Annotated in this window: 14 protein-coding genes; 4 read left to right on the top strand and 10 right to left on the bottom strand. The window is 68.5% G+C overall.

What is annotated here, in order from left to right:
• Positions 1-115 precede the first annotated feature (115 nt).
• Positions 116-763 (top strand): TetR/AcrR family transcriptional regulator, encoded by a 648-nt coding sequence (locus tag DOM66_RS17500; RefSeq protein WP_110677048.1) that lies wholly within the window; start codon positions 116-118, stop codon positions 761-763.
• Here DOM66_RS17500 and DOM66_RS17495 read toward each other — a convergent pair.
• Genes DOM66_RS17495 through DOM66_RS17485 form a run of 3 tightly spaced genes read right to left on the bottom strand, consistent with a single transcriptional unit; the run spans position 748 to position 4,594 of the window.
• Positions 748-3,003 carry a xanthine dehydrogenase family protein molybdopterin-binding subunit gene (locus tag DOM66_RS17495; RefSeq protein ID WP_110691035.1) on the bottom strand — a complete coding sequence of 752 codons (2,256 nt, stop codon included), beginning with the start codon at positions 3,001-3,003 and terminating at the stop codon, positions 748-750. The two genes, DOM66_RS17500 and DOM66_RS17495, sit on opposite strands and share 16 nt — an antisense overlap.
• Complete coding sequence (locus DOM66_RS17490) at positions 3,000-4,043, bottom strand: FAD binding domain-containing protein (protein WP_110691034.1); 1,044 nt, start codon at positions 4,041-4,043, stop codon at positions 3,000-3,002. The genes DOM66_RS17495 and DOM66_RS17490 overlap by 4 nt, the downstream gene beginning before the upstream one ends.
• Complete coding sequence (locus DOM66_RS17485) at positions 4,040-4,594, bottom strand: (2Fe-2S)-binding protein (RefSeq protein WP_110677042.1); 555 nt, start codon at positions 4,592-4,594, stop codon at positions 4,040-4,042. The genes DOM66_RS17490 and DOM66_RS17485 overlap by 4 nt, the downstream gene beginning before the upstream one ends.
• Positions 4,595-4,954: 360 nt before the next feature.
• Between DOM66_RS17485 and DOM66_RS17480 the strand changes: the two genes are divergently transcribed.
• Positions 4,955-6,673 carry a Na+/H+ antiporter gene (locus DOM66_RS17480; protein ID WP_110677040.1) on the top strand — a complete coding sequence of 573 codons (1,719 nt, stop codon included), beginning with the start codon at positions 4,955-4,957 and terminating at the stop codon, positions 6,671-6,673.
• A 41-nt stretch (positions 6,674-6,714) separates the two neighbouring features.
• Positions 6,715-7,206, top strand: a complete 492-nt coding sequence (locus tag DOM66_RS17475) for a DUF302 domain-containing protein (RefSeq protein ID WP_223162057.1) — start codon at positions 6,715-6,717, stop codon at positions 7,204-7,206.
• Positions 7,207-7,218: 12 nt separating this feature from the next.
• Here DOM66_RS17475 and DOM66_RS17470 read toward each other — a convergent pair whose 3' ends face one another.
• The 5 genes from DOM66_RS17470 to DOM66_RS17450 are packed head-to-tail and all read right to left on the bottom strand — an operon-like array spanning position 7,219 to position 11,764.
• Positions 7,219-8,022 (bottom strand): SDR family NAD(P)-dependent oxidoreductase, encoded by an 804-nt coding sequence (locus tag DOM66_RS17470; protein WP_198651822.1) that lies wholly within the window; start codon positions 8,020-8,022, stop codon positions 7,219-7,221.
• A complete protein-coding gene (locus DOM66_RS17465) occupies positions 8,019-8,438 on the bottom strand; it encodes a PPC domain-containing DNA-binding protein (RefSeq protein ID WP_198651821.1) in 420 nt (139 codons plus the stop codon). Before DOM66_RS17465 ends, DOM66_RS17470 begins: the two co-directional genes overlap by 4 nt.
• Before the next feature lies 1 nt (position 8,439).
• A complete protein-coding gene (locus tag DOM66_RS17460; RefSeq protein WP_110677036.1) occupies positions 8,440-8,985 on the bottom strand; it encodes a PPC domain-containing DNA-binding protein in 546 nt (181 codons plus the stop codon).
• The gene (locus DOM66_RS17455) at positions 8,982-10,598 is read right to left on the bottom strand and encodes an acyl-CoA synthetase (RefSeq protein ID WP_110691033.1); all 1,617 of its coding nucleotides are present in this window, start codon (positions 10,596-10,598) and stop codon (positions 8,982-8,984) included. The genes DOM66_RS17460 and DOM66_RS17455 overlap by 4 nt, the downstream gene beginning before the upstream one ends.
• Positions 10,595-11,764 (bottom strand): acetyl-CoA acetyltransferase, encoded by a 1,170-nt coding sequence (locus DOM66_RS17450; protein ID WP_110677032.1) that lies wholly within the window; start codon positions 11,762-11,764, stop codon positions 10,595-10,597. Before DOM66_RS17450 ends, DOM66_RS17455 begins: the two co-directional genes overlap by 4 nt.
• A gap of 139 nt (positions 11,765-11,903) precedes the next feature.
• On the opposite strand from DOM66_RS17450, the gene DOM66_RS17445 reads away from it, so the two are divergent.
• Positions 11,904-12,689 carry an IclR family transcriptional regulator gene (locus DOM66_RS17445; RefSeq protein WP_188115213.1) on the top strand — a complete coding sequence of 262 codons (786 nt, stop codon included), beginning with the start codon at positions 11,904-11,906 and terminating at the stop codon, positions 12,687-12,689.
• A gap of 38 nt (positions 12,690-12,727) precedes the next feature.
• On the opposite strand, the gene DOM66_RS17440 is transcribed toward DOM66_RS17445, so the two are convergent.
• Positions 12,728-13,582 (bottom strand): SDR family NAD(P)-dependent oxidoreductase, encoded by an 855-nt coding sequence (locus tag DOM66_RS17440; RefSeq protein ID WP_110691031.1) that lies wholly within the window; start codon positions 13,580-13,582, stop codon positions 12,728-12,730.
• Positions 13,572-14,603, bottom strand: coding sequence for a DctP family TRAP transporter solute-binding subunit (locus DOM66_RS17435; RefSeq protein WP_110691030.1), 1,032 nt, complete (start codon positions 14,601-14,603; stop codon positions 13,572-13,574). Before DOM66_RS17435 ends, DOM66_RS17440 begins: the two co-directional genes overlap by 11 nt.
• Positions 14,604-14,656: the final 53 nt, after the last annotated feature.

Here is a 14,656-nt window from a genome sequence, read left to right as displayed (position 1 = left end):
CGCGATTAAAGTGTAGTGTATGCTACACTATCTTTTGTAAAACGCCACCGCCATCGTGTTGCGGTTGGCAACGCACCCGGCGCGCCACACCTTCACCGAGGCCACCGCAAGCCCCATGCCCTCAACCGATGCCCCCCGCCCGCTGATGCCCACCACCGAGCGCGGACTCAAGCGCCGCGACGCGCTGATGGACGCGGCCCAGAAGCTGTTCCTCGAGCGCGGCTACGGCCAGGTCAGCGTCAACGACATCGTCGCCGAGGCGGGCGGCTCGCTCTCCACCCTCTACCGTCACTTCGGCAACAAGGAGGGGCTGTTCCAGGCGATGATCGAGCGCCGCTCCCACTACCTCTATCAGGCGCTCTCCGCCGAGGGCGTCGACGGGCTCTCGATCGAGGAGGCGCTGCAGCGCCTGGGGGTCACCCTGCTGATCAAGGTCACCGACTGCGAGACGCTCGGTATCTACCGTGAAGTGGTGGCCGAGAGCCCGCGCCAGCCCGAGCTCGGCCAGCTGTTCTATGCCGCTGGCCCGGGCCGTGTGCGCCAGGCGCTGGCCACCTATCTCGAGCGCCAGATGCGCGCCGAACGCCTACCCCGGGGCGATGCCGTCGAACTCGCCGGCATCTTCCTCGGCTCGGTGCTCGGCGAGCTGCACCTGACCCAGCTGCTGCAACTGGAATCGCCGCCTTCACAGGCGGCGATCGAGCAGCGCGTGGCGCGCTGCGTCTCCCTCTTCGTCGGCGGCTTGCGCTACGCCGAGGCGTGATCGGCGAGCAGCGCCTCGATGGTCACCGGCAGGTCGCGGTAGCGCTTGCCGGTGGCATGATAGAGCGCATTGGAGATCGCCGGCGCAATGCCAGTGAGTCCGATCTCCCCCACCCCGCGGGCACCGAACTCGTTGAACTTGAAGTCCGGATAGTCGAGCAGCTCGACGTCGATCTCGGGGATGTCGGCGTGCACCGGCACGATGTAGTCGGCCACGTTGGCGTTGATCAACCGAGCGTCGCGGGGGTCGTAGTCGAGCTTCTCGAACAGCCCCATGCCGATCCCCATGACGATGCCACCCTCGACCTGATTGCGCGCCGTGGGCGGATTGATCGCGCGGCCGATGTCCATGCTCGACACCACCCGCGATACCCGCACCCGTGAGATCCCCGGGTCGACCCGCACCTCGACGAAGTGGGCGCCGAAGGAGCGGAAACTATACTGTTTCTTCTCCTCGCCCGGGGCGCTGCTGCCCTGCCCGTTGACGCTGGACAGGCGCATGGCCTCGAGCACCTCGGCAAAGCGGTAGCTGCGCTCACCGTCGCTGAGCGTGCCCTCGGCCACCGTCAGGCTGTCGGCGTCGCAGCCGGCGAACACCCCATCGTGGCCGGTCGCCACCTCCTTGAGCGCGCCCAAGGCATCGCGGACCGCCGCCGCCACGGCGGGCAGCGTGGTCGCAGTGGCCATCGAGCCCCCCGAGAGCGGCCCCGCCGGCAGGCTGGTCTCGCCCAGCTTGACCTCGATGTCAGCGAGGGCGACGCCGGTCAGCTCGGCCACCGTCTGGGCCACGATGGTGTAGGTGCCGGTGCCGATGTCCTGGGTGCCGCAGGCCGCGAACAGGGTGCCGTCGGCGCGCAGCTCGACCCGCGCCTGACACGGCTGACGTCCGGCGAACCAGGTGCAGGCGGCCATGCCGTAGCCGATGATCTCGTCACCGTCGCGCATCGCCCCGATCCCGGGGTCGCGTTGGGCCCAGCCAAAGCGCTCGGCGGCGCTGTGCAGGCACTTGTCGAGCTGCTTGCTCGACCACGGCAGGCCGCTCTCCGGGTCCTTATGGGCGTAGTTGCGCAGGCGCAGCTCCACCGGGTCCATCTGCAGCGCCACCGCCAGCTCGTCCATCGCGGTCTCCAGCGCGAAGATGCCGGAGACCTCGCCGGGCGCGCGCATCGGGCAGGGCGTGCCGTGGTTGAGCGCCAGGATGCGCTGGCTCACCGCCAGGTTGTCGCAGGCGTAGAAGCTCGGCGTGGCGCTGCCGCAGGCGTCGACGTAGCGGTCCACCAGCGAGGTCTCGGTGGTGGAGTCATGAATCACCGCGCTCAGGCGGCCATCGCGATCCGCCCCCAGCCGCAGGCGCTGGCGTGAGGCGGGCCGGTTGCCACCGCTCGTCATGTCCTGGGGCCGCGGCAGCACCAGCTTGAGCGGTCGACCGAGTTCACGCGCGGCACCGGCGGCGGCCACCGCGTGGGGCCACATGAACAGCTTGTTGCCGAACCCGGAGCCGATGTAGTGGGAGATGACCTCGATGTTCTCCTGCGCCAGATCGAAGATCCGGGCCATCGCGTTGCGCTGGTAGAACACCCCCTGGCTCGACTCGTGCACCACCAGCCGGCTGCCGCCATCGCGCCACTCGGCCAGGGTGGCGTGCATCTCCATCTGCAGGTGGCTCTCGGCGGCGATGTGATAGACCGCATCGACCTTCACCGCGGCCCCGTCAAACGCGGCTTCCGGATCGCCGCGGCGGGTGCCGGCGTCCTTGAGCAGCTCCCCTTCCGAGTGACTGTCATGGGCACCGTCGAGCAGGCTGGAGATCGCGCCGGTCTCCTGGCGGTAGCGGGCCACCACGCGCTGGGCCGCGGCGCGGGCCTGGGCGAAGCTCTCCGCCACCACCAGTGCGACGTACTGGCCGTGGTAGTAGATGCGCTCGCCCTCGAACGGCAGGCGCACCTCGCTCACCTGATCGCCGTGCCCCATGCTGTTGGGCGAGCGGTGCAGGCGCGGGAAGTTGGCGTGGTGGAAGATATCGACCACGCCGGGCATCGCCAGCGCCTCGTCGAGTTCGAGCCGTTCCAGCGTGCCGTGGGCGATGGTCGCCGCGACCGGATAGCCGTAGAGCATGCCCTCGATGCTGAGTTCACCGGTATAGCCGGCGCGTCCGGTGAGCTTGAACTCGCCATCGATACGCGGCGTGCGCTGGCCGACGACCTTGGGCTGGTCGAGTGTCGACTGGTTCAGATCGTTCATGCCTGGCTCTCCTGGGTATCGGTGCGGCCCTGGCCGGTGTCGTCCTGGTCGGTACCACGCTGTGCGGCGCGGCTGGCGTCGCGCAGGGCACGCACGATCGCCTGCTTGGCCAGGTCGACCTTGAAGGCGTTGTGCGCCCGCGGCTGGGCATCGCGCAGGGCGATCTCGGCGGCGCGCTCGAAGCTCTCCAGCACGGCCGGCTGGCCGGCCAGGGCAGCCTCGGCCTCGCTGGCACGCCATGGCTTGGTGGCGACGCCACCGAGGGCGAGCCGCGCCTCGGTGATCCGCTCGCCATCCAGCTTGAGCTGCGCCGCCGCCGAGGCCAGCGCGAACTCGTAGGAGGCTCGATCGCGCAGCTTGAGATAGTGCGACCCGGCTGGCGCCAGCGGCGCGTCGAGGGTGAGCGCGGTGATCAGCTCGTCCGCGGCCAGATCGTGCTCGAGATGCGGGGTGTCGCCGGGCAGCCGGTGGAAGTCGGCGAACGCCACCTCGCGCTCGCCCGACGGCCCCTCGAGGGTCAGGGTGGCGCCGATGGCGGCCAGCGCCACACACATGTCCGAGGGGTGCACGGCGATACAGTCGGCGCTGCCACCGAGCAGCGCGTGCATGCGATTGATGCCGTCGCGGGCATCGCAGCCGCTGCCCGGCTGGCGCTTGTTGCAGGCGCTGCCGACATCGCGGAAGTAGGGGCAGCGGGTACGCTGCATGAGGTTGCCGGCGGTGGTCGCCATATTGCGCAGCTGGGTCGAGGCGCCCGCCAGCAGCGCCTGGGAGAGCAGCGGGTAGTCGCGCTTCACCTCAGGGTGATGGGCGAGATCGGTGTTGGTCACCAGCGCGCCGATCTTGAGTCGGCCATCCGCCAGCCGCTCGACCGCCTTCAACGGCAGCGCGTTGATATCCACCACCGCTGCCGGACGCATGACATCGAGCTTGACCAGATCGAGCAGGGTAGTGCCGCCGGCGACAAAAGCCGTCTCGGCGTTGCCGTGCTGCGCGGCGTTGCCGACGCTCTCGGCGCGGGAGAAGTCGAAGGCTCTCATGGGGTCTCCTCCCCGGCCTGGCTCGCGGCGTCGTCGGCCAGGGTCGCGCGCGCCTGCTGGATCGCCGTGAGGATGTTCTTGTAGGCGCCGCAGCGGCAGATATTGCCGCTCATCGCCTCTTTCACCGCGGCATCGTCGCTGCCGATGCGTGGATCATTGAGCAGCGCCGTCGCCGACATCATCTGCCCCGGGGTGCAGTAGCCGCACTGGAAGGCATCGCAGGCGAGGAAGCTCTGCTGCACCGGGTGCAGCTCGCCCTCCCGCGAAAGCCCTTCCACCGTGGTGACGTGCTGGCCTTCGCACATGGCCGCCAGCCGCAGGCAGGCGTTCATCGCCTGACCGTCGACGTGCACGGTGCAGGCACCGCACTGACCGTGGTCGCAGCCCTTCTTGGTGCCGCCGAGGCCGAGCTGCTCGCGCAACACGTCGAGCAGCACCGCGTTGGGGGCCACGTCCAGCGAGACCGGCTGCTGGTTGAGGGTGAAGTTGACGTTCAGGGTGGGCGCGGGGGGCTCGCGCCGGGTCGGGGAATGCACGGAATCGTCCATCATGCCGGCTCCTCATCGGTGATCGAGGCGCGGCCACAGTGCGCGTCACTGCGCTCGGCCACGCCCCGCGGTCTGGGGCGACTCACGTGAACGCCACGGTTTGGGGCAGGCGGCACCGACGCCGCGCTGGCGGGCGCCGGGCACACTGCGGCCGGGAACCAATGGGTGTCACGGGAATCCATGCAGGGCGGGGCGCTGTCAGGACGCCATCGCCGTGTCGACTGATCAGCATAGACACCCGAGCGCCACCCCGCCCGGAGATGTCCGGAAAAGTCGCCGCCGGCCTTCCCCGCGCGTCGACTTCGGTTAAGCTTGGCCGCGCCCGCCACCCGACCCACCCAGCAAGGACGACTCACGACCGCCATGAATACGCTGATCCTGGTCCTGATTCTGCTGCTGGTGGCTTCGGCCACCGGCGTCATCACCCGCTTCGTGCCGGCGCTGCCGACGCCGCTGGTGCAGATCATCCTGGGCGCCCTGCTGGCCTGGCCGGCGGCCGGACTGCACGTCGAGCTGGAGCCGGAGATCTTCCTGCTGCTGTTCATTGCCCCCTTGCTGTTCGCCGATGCCCGACGCTTCCCGCAGCGTGAGTTCATGAGCCTGCGCGGCCCCATTCTGGCGCTGGCGCTGGGGCTGGTGCTGTTCACCGTGGTCGGCGTGGGCTACTTCATCCATCTGCTGTTCCCGGCGCTGCCGCTGGCGGTGAGCTTCGCCCTGGCGGCGATCCTCTCGCCCACCGACGCGGTGGCAGTGTCATCGATCTCCGGCCGGCTGCGGGTGCCGCCACGACTGATGCGCGTGCTCGAGGGCGAATCGCTGATGAACGATGCCTCCGGCCTGGTGGCGTTCAAGTTCGCCGTCGCCGCCGCGCTCACCGGCACCTTTTCGCTGGTCGATGCCACCTTCAGCTTCTTCATCATCGCGGTGGGCGGGCTGGTGGTGGGGGCGCTGCTGGCCTTGGGCTTCAACCTGCTGCGCACCCGCCTGATCGAGCGCCATCTGGGCGAGGCGACCACGGTTCAGGTGATCCTGCTGGTGCTGCTGCTGCCGTTCGCCGCCTATCTGCTCGCCGAGCACCTGGGGCTCTCCGGCATTCTCTCCGCGGTCGCCGCGGGCATGGTGATGAACCGCGCCGACCTCAAGCGGGTCGGCCAGCTGAATGCGCGGATGCAGACCCAGAGCGTGTGGGAGATGCTGGAGTTCGTGCTCAACGCCCTGGTGTTCCTGCTGCTCGGCTTCCAGCTGCCGGCGATCATCAACGGCGCATTGGATCACTCGCTGCACGATATCGGCGACTACGAGTTCCTGCGCCTGCTCGGCTACGTGGCGATCATCTCGCTGGCGCTGCTGCTGTCGCGCTTCCTGTGGATATGGCTGGCCAGCGAGGTCGGCCTGGCGCTGACGCGGCTGCGCGGCCTGATACATGGCCGCCCGCGGCTGCCGCCCCCCGACGACAACGGCCGTCTACCCCTGCGCCTGATGCTGGCGGCGACCCTGGCCGGTATCCGCGGCACCATCACCCTGGCGGCAGCGCTGTCGCTGCCGCATCTGATGGAGAACGGCACCCCCTTCCCCAACCGCGAGCTGCTGATCTTCCTCGCCACCGGCGTGATCCTGTTCACCCTGATCACCGGCAGCATCGGCCTGCCACTGGTGCTGCGCAATCTGAAGCTGCCCCGCGACACCCGCGAGTTCGACGAGGAGCGGCGCGCGCGCATCGCCGGTGCCGAGGCGGCGATCTACCGTATCGAGCGCTTCCACCACGACCGCACCGGCGAGTTCGCCCGGGCCCAGACCAACGACGAGACGATCATCGCGTTCAACGACATCAGCGCTCAGCTGATGGCCTACTACCGCGAGCGTATGGCGCTGCACTCCACCGAGACCGCCACCCCGCAGCTCGCCACCAGCCGTGAGCTAGAGCGCGAAACGCGGCTGGAAGCGCTGCGCGCCGAGCGCCGTGAGTATTACAAGCTTCGCCAGCGCCACCGAATCAACGACAATGTGCTCAGAAAGCTGGTGCGCGAGGTCGACCTCGCCGAGGCCGCGCTGACCAGTGACGAGGGCCAGGCGGCCCACTAGGATTGGCTAAACGACATGTTCGACACAGACAGGAGAGAGGGATGAGACGCCCGATGTCACGCTGGATCACCGCCGCGGGCCTGGCCCTGATGAGCTTCGCTACCGTTACCGCCGCCAGCGCCCAGGAGACGCCGGCCGCCGCGGCGGTACCGGGCTTGATCGCCACCCCGGTCGAAGGCAGCGTGCACCAGGTCGCCGGCCGCTTTGCCAATAACGTGCGCACCAGTGGCATGACCATCTTCGCGCGCATCGACCACCGCCAGGGCGCGATGTCCCGCGATATGGCCATGCTGCCCAACGAAGTGATCGTGTTCGGCAATCCCAAGACCTCGACGCCCCTGATGCAGTGCGCCGCCACCGCCGGTATCGATCTGCCGATGAAGGTGCTGATCTGGCAGGATGCCGATGGTCAGACCTGGCTCGGCTACGACGACCCCCAGTGGATCGCCACGCGCCACGGGGTCGGCGACTGCCCCGCGGTCGCTCCGCTCAGCCGCGAGATGCAGGCGCTGGTCGACGCCCTCAAGTCGTGACCGCGAAAGCCGTCAGGCGCGCAGCCCGGCACTGCTGAAGCCGCCATCCACCGCGAGTATCTGGCCGGTCACGTAGGCGGCCTCGTCGGAGAGCAGGAAGGCGACCACGCTGGCGACCTCCGCGGGCTGGCCATAGCGCCGGAGCGATACGCGCTCGTGCCACTGCGCGCGCACCTCATCGGTATGCAGGGCTCGCGCCAGTGGCGTATCGATCGGCCCGGGGGCCACCGCGTTGACCCGGATCCCCTGGGCGCCCAGCTCACAGGCCATGACCCGCGTCAGCGCATCCTGCCCCGCCTTGGAGGCGCCGTAGGCGCTGCGCCCCTTGTTGCCGCAGCTGCCGGAGATCGACGAGATATTGACCACACAGCCCGGCCACCCGCGCCCGACCCAGTAGCGCGCCAGTGTCCGCGACACCACGAAGGCGCCGACCAGGTTGACGTCGAGGATGCGGCGAAACTCCGCCACTTCGGTGTCGAGGGTGGCCTTGTCGATGCCGATCCCGGCACTGTTGACCAGCGCGGTCAGCCGATAATGCGCGGCCAGGGCGTCGACCGCCGCCGACACCGCCTCTTCGTCGGCCACGTCACAGGCGCAGGCGGCGTGGCTGGGCAGGTCGAGCTCGGCGCACGCCCTGGCCAGCCCCTCGGCCGAGCGATCCAGCAGGCAGACCGCCCACCCGCGCGCCTTCAGCATAGAAGCGATCGCCAGGCCGATGCCCGATGCGCCACCGGTGATCACCACCGCCCCGCCGCCTGCGGCCTGCGCCGGGGCGTTTCCAGCGCCCGTCGGGTTCATCTCAGGCTCTTGGCTCATGCCGCTGTCTCCGTATCGGGCAACCACTCTTCCAGCGTCACCTCGAAGGTCACGCAGACCGGATTCCAGCCCGCCAGAAAGGGGCCGCCGTAGACGTTGCCCTGGGTGTCGGCGACGATTCCTGCCAGCGCTGCCACCGGCGCGCCGTCCGGTCCCGAGCGCACCTCGCCGGCGATGCTCACCACCTCCACCGCGGGCCCGGCGACCTGCTGGTAACCGCCGTCGCGCAGGCCGAGGCTGGCGTCGATCAGACTCCCCAGACCACCACGCACGAAGGCGTGGCGGAACCCTTCGGCGAGGCAGAGCTTCTCCACTCCCTGCACCAGATCCTCGTTGGGTGCGATGCGCGCGTAGGCGACCCGCCCCATGCGGCCGGTCTCGGTGGTCGCAACCCGTGTCGTATCCGTGGTGGCCATCTCAGGACTCCTTGAAGGGCTTCAACAGAGGGATGTTGGTCTCGTCGTCGAGGGCCTGGCGCAGCTCGAAGCCCTCCAGCGCGGTCACCAGCACCGGAATCGGCTGCGCGCCGACGATCGAGGCCTGCGGCACGATGTGCCCACCCTTGACCTCGCCGCTCGCGACGCGCACCGACGCATGGCAGTGCACCAGGGCCTTTCCCTGCATGTCCTTGCCCAGGGTGGCGTTGCCGAACACCAGATAGGCCGCCCCCGCGTCGATCGGCGGAGAGTAGGCGATGACCGCATGACCGCTGGGGTCGGGGGGTGCCACGCAGTACTCGAGGCGTGCGAACTGGCCACCGAGAATGGTGGTCGAGGCGCTGGTCACGCCGATCTCCGCCAGCGGCCGCACCAAGGCGTCGTAGAGCGACAGCCCCGGCGCCAGCAGCAGCCGGATGTGGCGACCGCTCTGGTGATGCATGCTGTGAATGCGCACCGGGCTGAAGCGCCCGACATGGCGCAGCATGCGCGGGCGGTGATAGCCGGCGTGAAGCGACTGGGTCATGGGGTTGCCTCCCGGCGTTCGACCGCCTGCCGCACGAGCTGCTTGGTGATCTTGCCGTAACTGGACTTGGGCAGGCTGTCGAACAGGTGATAGCGCCGCGGCACCTTGTAACTCGCCACGTGCGCCTTGACCCAGCCTTCGAGCGCCGCCAGATCGAGCTCGGCCCCCTCCCGCGGGACCACCGCCGCCACACCGATCTCACCCCAGCGCGGGTCCGGCATGCCCACCACTGCGACCTCGCGGATATCCGGATGGGTGAGTATTTTCTCCTCGATCTCGCGCGGGTAGATATTGGAGCCGCCGGAGATGTACATGTCCGACGCCCGCCCGGTGATGTAGAGAAAGCCTTCGTCGTCGAGATGGCCCAGGTCCCCGGTACGGAACCAGCCGTTGCGGAACGACTTGGCGTTGGCCTCCGGGTTGGCGTAGTAGCCGGCGAAGACGCCGAGGCCGCAGACACAGATCTCGCCGCTCTCCTGCGGCGGCAGTTCACGGCCGGCCTCGTCCTGGATCGAGACCTGCATCGCGGTACGGTCATAGCCGCAGGTGCCCACCTTGAAGCACGCGTCATCGGCGCTGTGCAACTGCGGTGGCAGCACGGTGATATTGCCGGTCACTTCGCCCAGCCCGTAGTACTGCACCAGCACCGGCCCCAGGCGCGCCAGCGCACGCTGCTGATCGGCGCGGTACATCGGCGCGCCGGCGTAGATCACGTAGCGCAGGGAGGCCGCCGAGTAGCGTTCGGCCGCGGGGTCCTCCACCAGCAGCTTGACGATGGTGGGCACGGTGAACAGGTTGGTGATGCGGTGGGCGTCGATCAGCGCGAAGATCTCCTCGGCATCGAACCCCAGCGCGCTCGGCAGCACGGTCTTCACCCCGCGCGCAAGCTGGGTCAGATAGTGGATCCCCGAGCCGTGGGAGAGCGGCGCCACCACCAGGCTGGCGTCACTCGCCTGATCGGTGCCCGGCATCAGATCGCAGAGATGGTTGGTGACGATGAAGCCCATCTGGCCGTGGGTGAGCACCGCCGCCTTGGACTTGCCGGTGGTGCCGGAGGTGAAGAAGAACCAGCACGGGTCGTCGTGCTCGACGTCCACATTGGCACAGGTCTGGCCCAGATACGCCGCCACCAGGGCCTCGTAGCCGGGCTCGCCGCCCTCGGGCGTTTCGCCCAGGCAGAGGGTCAGACGCAGCGCCGGGTCGGCCGCCGCCATGGCGCGCCGATGGTGCTCGAACTCCGGACCCACCACCAGCATCTTCGCCTGGGTTAACTCGGCGAGCCAGGCCGCCTCTTCCGGCGCGATACGGAAGTTGGCCGGCGCCCAGATCGCCCCCAGCCGAAACGCGGCGAGCTGCGTCTCGATCATCTCGAAGCCGTTACGGCTCTGCACCAGCAGGCGGTCACCCTTTTCCAGCCCATGCGCCCGCAGCCCCAGCGCCAGTGCACTGACACGCTGATCCAGCGCGCGCCAGGAGAGCGTCCTGTCGCCCATCACCAGCGCCGGCTCCTCGGGGTAGCGCCGCGCCGCCTGGGTGAGAAAGTGGGCCAGATTCATCACCCGCCGGCTCACCGGCGCGAGGCCGCCCACGGGATGCTGCCGGGTATCGCTCATCGCACGCGCTCCAGAATGCTGACGTAGTTGGCCACCGCGGCGCCACCCATGTTGAACACGCCGGCAAGACCGGCCCCGGGAATCTGCATGTCACCGGCCTCGTGCATCAGCTGCATGCAGGCCAGCACGTGCATCGACACGCCGGTCGCCCCCACCGGATGCCCCTTGGCCTTGAGCCCGCCGGAAGGATTGACCGGCAGGCGCCCGCCCTTGTGGGTCCAGCCCTCGCGAATCGCGCGATGCCCCTCGCCCCGCGGCGTCAGGCCCATGGCTTCGTACTCGATCAGCTCGGCGATGGTGAAGCAGTCGTGGGTCTCGACCAGATCGAGATCATTCAGGCCGAGCCCGGCCTGATCCAGCGCCCCCCGCCAGGCCCTGGCCGCCCCCTCGAAGGCGGTCGGATCGCGACGGCTCAGCGCCAGCACGTCGTTGGCCTGCACCCGGGCGCGAAAGCCGATCGCCCGGTGCAGCGCCTGCGCGGTCTGTGCATCCGCCAGCACCAGCGCGGCGGCGCCATCGGAGATCATCGAGCAGTCGGTACGCCGCAGCGGATCGGCCACCAGCGGATTGCCCTCGTCGGCCCGGTTGCAGCGTTCGAAGCCGAGATCGCGGCGCACATGGGCCAGCGGATTGGCGACGCCGTTGGCGTGATTCTTGGCCGCGATCATGGCCATCTCCTCGCGGCGGTCGCCGTAGCGCGCGAAGTAGTCGCTGGCGATGCGCGCGAAGACGCCGGGAAAGCCCCCCGGTGCCTGCTCCTCACGGCGATAGCTGGCCCCCAGCAGGATCTCGCCGACCGCGGACGAGGGCAGCGCCGTCATCTTTTCCGCACCGATCACCAGCGCGATCCTGCCACGGCCGGACTCGATGAAGTCCATGCCCGCATGAATCGCCGCGGAGCCGGTGGCGCAGGCGTTCTCCAGCCGCGTGGCCGGGGTCGAGGCCAGTGCCGGTTCCCCCATGCCGACCAGTGCTGCCTGGAAATCCTGCGGCGAGAAGCCGTTGTTCATGACGCCGACGAAGATGGCATCGACGGCCTCCGGGGTGATCCCGGCGTGCGCCAGGGCCTGGGGCGTGACCTGCGCCATCATGGCTTCGGTATCGGCCTCGGGGCGCTTGCCGAACGGCAGATGTGCCCAGCCGACGATCGTGGCTCGCGTTGACATGTTTTCTCCGTATTCCATAAAATGGAATTAAAAAATATGATATCAATTACGCTATTCGCCGATTAGAGCGCCTTCAATCGAAAGATGGCCGTTATATACCAAATAATTAGGCCACATTATGGAACGACAGGAGCCAGCCATGAGTTCAGGCCATATCCAGGGCGCGCAGTCCACCTATCGCACCCTGCAGGTCCTGCGTGCCATTGCCGGAGAACTGGGCAGCGGCGTGTCACTGGCCTACATCACCCAGCGCACGGGACTCTCCAAGCCCACGGTTCATCGATTGCTTCAGGCGCTCATGGCGGAGGGCATGGTCGAGAAGAGCGATGAAGAGGGTTATTTCCTGGGGCCGGAGTGTTACGCCCTGGGGGTGATCGCCAACCAGCGCTATGGCCTGAGGGAGATCGCTGCGACGCCGGTCGCGCGCATTGCCGCCGACACCGGCGACAGCGCCTTCTTCTGCCTGCGCAGCGAGTGGCACTCGCTCTGCCTCATCCGGGAAGATGGCAGCTACCCGATCAAGACCCACGTACTGCAGCCCGGCACGCGCCTGCCGCTGGGCGTGGGTGGTGCCGGCATCGCGATGCTGGCCGCGATGAGCGACGACGAGGTGGAGCAGTGTCTGGCCGCCAATGCCGAGGAGTGCGCAGCACACTTCCCCAACGACCAGCGCGCGGATCACCTGCCGCGTATCGCCGAGTGCCGCGCCCTGGGCTACGGCATCAATCGTGGCTCGGTGGTGGCGGGCTCCTGGGGCATCGGCGCCGCCGTGCGCGACCGCCATGGGCGTGTGCTCGGCGCGCTCTCGGTGGCGGCGATCGAGAGCCGCCTGCAGCCCCAGCGCCAGCGCGAGCTCGGCCCGCGCCTGGTCGAGGCCGCCAGAACGCTGGAAGCCAAGATCCATCGCGCCCAGCGCATGCGCTGAGCGCGGGCCTCGCCTGCCCTCTCGGCATTGGCAACCGCTCAGCCCGTGGCGGCACGCAGCGACAGGCCGCCATCCACGCGCAGGCTCACCCCGGTGATATAGCGAGCCATGTCGGAGGCCAGAAACAGCGACGCATTGGCCACGTCCCAGGCATCTCCCATGAACCCCGTGGGACACTGGCGATGGCGCGCTTCGAGCATCGCCGCGGTGTCGCCGCCATAGGCCGCGGTGAGCGGCGCGTGAATCATCGGCGTATCCATCAGCCCGGGTAGAATGCAGTTGGCGCGAATGCCATCGGCCGCACACTGGGCCGCCAGATTCTCGGTGAAGGCGATGATCGCTGCCTTGGACGCGGTATAGGCCGAGTAGGCGAAACCGATCCAGCGCACCGCCGCGATCGAGGAGATATTGACGATGCACCCGCCGCCCTGGCGCCGCATGATCGGCAGCACGTGCTTGCAACTGAGGAAGACACTGGTCTGATTGATCCGCAGCACCTGCTCCCATGCCGCCTCGGAGGTCTCCTCCGGCCCGCCGGTGATGGCCATGCCGACGTTGTTGTGCAGCACATCGATCCCGCCGAGGACGGCGGCGGCGCGCTCGATCATCGCCGCCACCTCCGCCGCCTGGCCCACGTCCGCCTCCAGCGCCTCGCACTCACCGCCCGATTCGCGAATCAGGGCCTGGGTCTCACGCGCCGCCGCCAGATCGCGGTCCACCGCCACGACCCGCGCCCCTTGGCGGGCATAGGCGACCACTGCGGCCTTGCCGTTGCCCCAGCCGTCACCGCAGGCACCCGCCCCCACCACGACCACGCGCCGGCCGGCCAGCAAGCCGCCGGCGGCGAGCGCCCCTGCATGGCGCGGTGCGCCGCCCAGCGTCTCATTCGGCATGCCGCACCTCCTCGATCGCCTGCTGGAAGGTGTCGACCAGTGCCGGCCCCACCTTCTGCGACCAGCTGTCGAAGGTCTGGCGCGTCGCCTGCTGGAAGGCGCCGAGCTGGGCGTCGTCCAACTGCGTGATCTCCATGCCATGCTCGGCCAGGGTGGCGTAGCCCGACTGCGTCTGCTCGCGGGTGAGTGATTTCTGATAAGCCATCGCCTCCTGGGCCGCCTGATGCATCGTCTGCTGCATCTCGGGGCTCCAGGCATTCCACTTCTCCTCGCTCACGGCGAGAAAGGCGGGGTCATAGGAGTAGTGCCAGGCGGTCAGATACTTCTGCACCTCGTAGATGCGCTGCGGCACGATGACCGCCCCGACGGGGTTTTCCTGGCCATCGACCACGCCCTGCTGCAGCGCGGCAAAGGTCTCGGTCCACTGGATCTGCTGTGGATTGGCCCCCAGCTCGTCCATGACATCGATGAACATCGGGCCGGCCACGCGGATCTTCATGCCGCGCAGGTCGGCGGGGGAGGAGACCGGCTTGACGCTGTTGGTCAACTCGCGGAAACCGCTCTCCCCCCAGCCCAGCACGACGAGACCGTGCTCAGCCATGATCTGCTCCATCCGCCGTGCCGGCTCTCCCTGGAGCGTGGCGTCGACCTCCGCATAGTTGCGATACAGGTAGGGCAGCGAGAACACCGCCATCTCGGGGATCAGCGGGGTGACCGAGATCGCCGTGGAGAGCACGAAGTCGATATCGCCACGCCCCACCATCTCGGCTTGTCGCAGCTGATCGCCGCCGGCGAGCACCGCATTGGCGAATACCTTGACCTGCGTCTGCCCCTGGGTCGCGGTATCGACGAGCTGCGCGAAACGCGCCGCTCCCATGTTGCGACTCGTGGCGTCGCTGGTCTCACTGGATAGTCGCAGTGTCTCTGCCGCCACGCCGGTGGAGACCACCAGCAGAAGGCTCCCCACGACAGCGCCACTGGCCCTCAACACGCCGATCTTCACGTTACAAAACAACGCCATAACACCCTCCGATTCGTGTGAAAGCGCCACCGCAAAGACGCCGGCGCCTCCCG

This window comes from Salinicola endophyticus (assembly GCF_003206575.1).
Taxonomy (GTDB): domain Bacteria; phylum Pseudomonadota; class Gammaproteobacteria; order Pseudomonadales; family Halomonadaceae; genus Salinicola; species Salinicola endophyticus.
The sequence above is the reverse complement of the archived record's forward strand: the minus strand, read 5'-3'. Positions and strand labels throughout refer to the sequence as shown.

Excerpts from the sequence above, each read along its gene's own strand:
- DOM66_RS17490 (WP_110691034.1), bottom strand. The coding sequence starts at position 4,043 with ATGAGAGCCTTCGACTTCTCCCGCGCCGAGAGCGTCGGCAACGCCGCG.
- DOM66_RS17460 (WP_110677036.1), bottom strand. The coding sequence starts at position 8,985 with ATGACCCAGTCGCTTCACGCCGGCTATCACCGCCCGCGCATGCTGCGC.
- DOM66_RS17450 (WP_110677032.1), bottom strand. The coding sequence starts at position 11,764 with ATGTCAACGCGAGCCACGATCGTCGGCTGGGCACATCTGCCGTTCGGC.
- DOM66_RS17440 (WP_110691031.1), bottom strand. The coding sequence starts at position 13,582 with ATGCCGAATGAGACGCTGGGCGGCGCACCGCGCCATGCAGGGGCGCTC.
- DOM66_RS17435 (WP_110691030.1), bottom strand. The coding sequence starts at position 14,603 with ATGGCGTTGTTTTGTAACGTGAAGATCGGCGTGTTGAGGGCCAGTGGC.
- DOM66_RS17480 (WP_110677040.1), top strand. The coding sequence starts at position 4,955 with ATGAATACGCTGATCCTGGTCCTGATTCTGCTGCTGGTGGCTTCGGCC.
- DOM66_RS17500 (WP_110677048.1), top strand. The coding sequence starts at position 116 with ATGCCCTCAACCGATGCCCCCCGCCCGCTGATGCCCACCACCGAGCGC.
- DOM66_RS17485 (WP_110677042.1), bottom strand. The coding sequence starts at position 4,594 with ATGATGGACGATTCCGTGCATTCCCCGACCCGGCGCGAGCCCCCCGCG.
- DOM66_RS17470 (WP_198651822.1), bottom strand. The coding sequence starts at position 8,022 with ATGAGCCAAGAGCCTGAGATGAACCCGACGGGCGCTGGAAACGCCCCG.
- DOM66_RS17495 (WP_110691035.1), bottom strand. The coding sequence starts at position 3,003 with ATGAACGATCTGAACCAGTCGACACTCGACCAGCCCAAGGTCGTCGGC.
- DOM66_RS17475 (WP_223162057.1), top strand. The coding sequence starts at position 6,715 with ATGAGACGCCCGATGTCACGCTGGATCACCGCCGCGGGCCTGGCCCTG.
- DOM66_RS17455 (WP_110691033.1), bottom strand. The coding sequence starts at position 10,598 with ATGAGCGATACCCGGCAGCATCCCGTGGGCGGCCTCGCGCCGGTGAGC.
- DOM66_RS17445 (WP_188115213.1), top strand. The coding sequence starts at position 11,904 with ATGAGTTCAGGCCATATCCAGGGCGCGCAGTCCACCTATCGCACCCTG.
- DOM66_RS17465 (WP_198651821.1), bottom strand. The coding sequence starts at position 8,438 with ATGGCCACCACGGATACGACACGGGTTGCGACCACCGAGACCGGCCGC.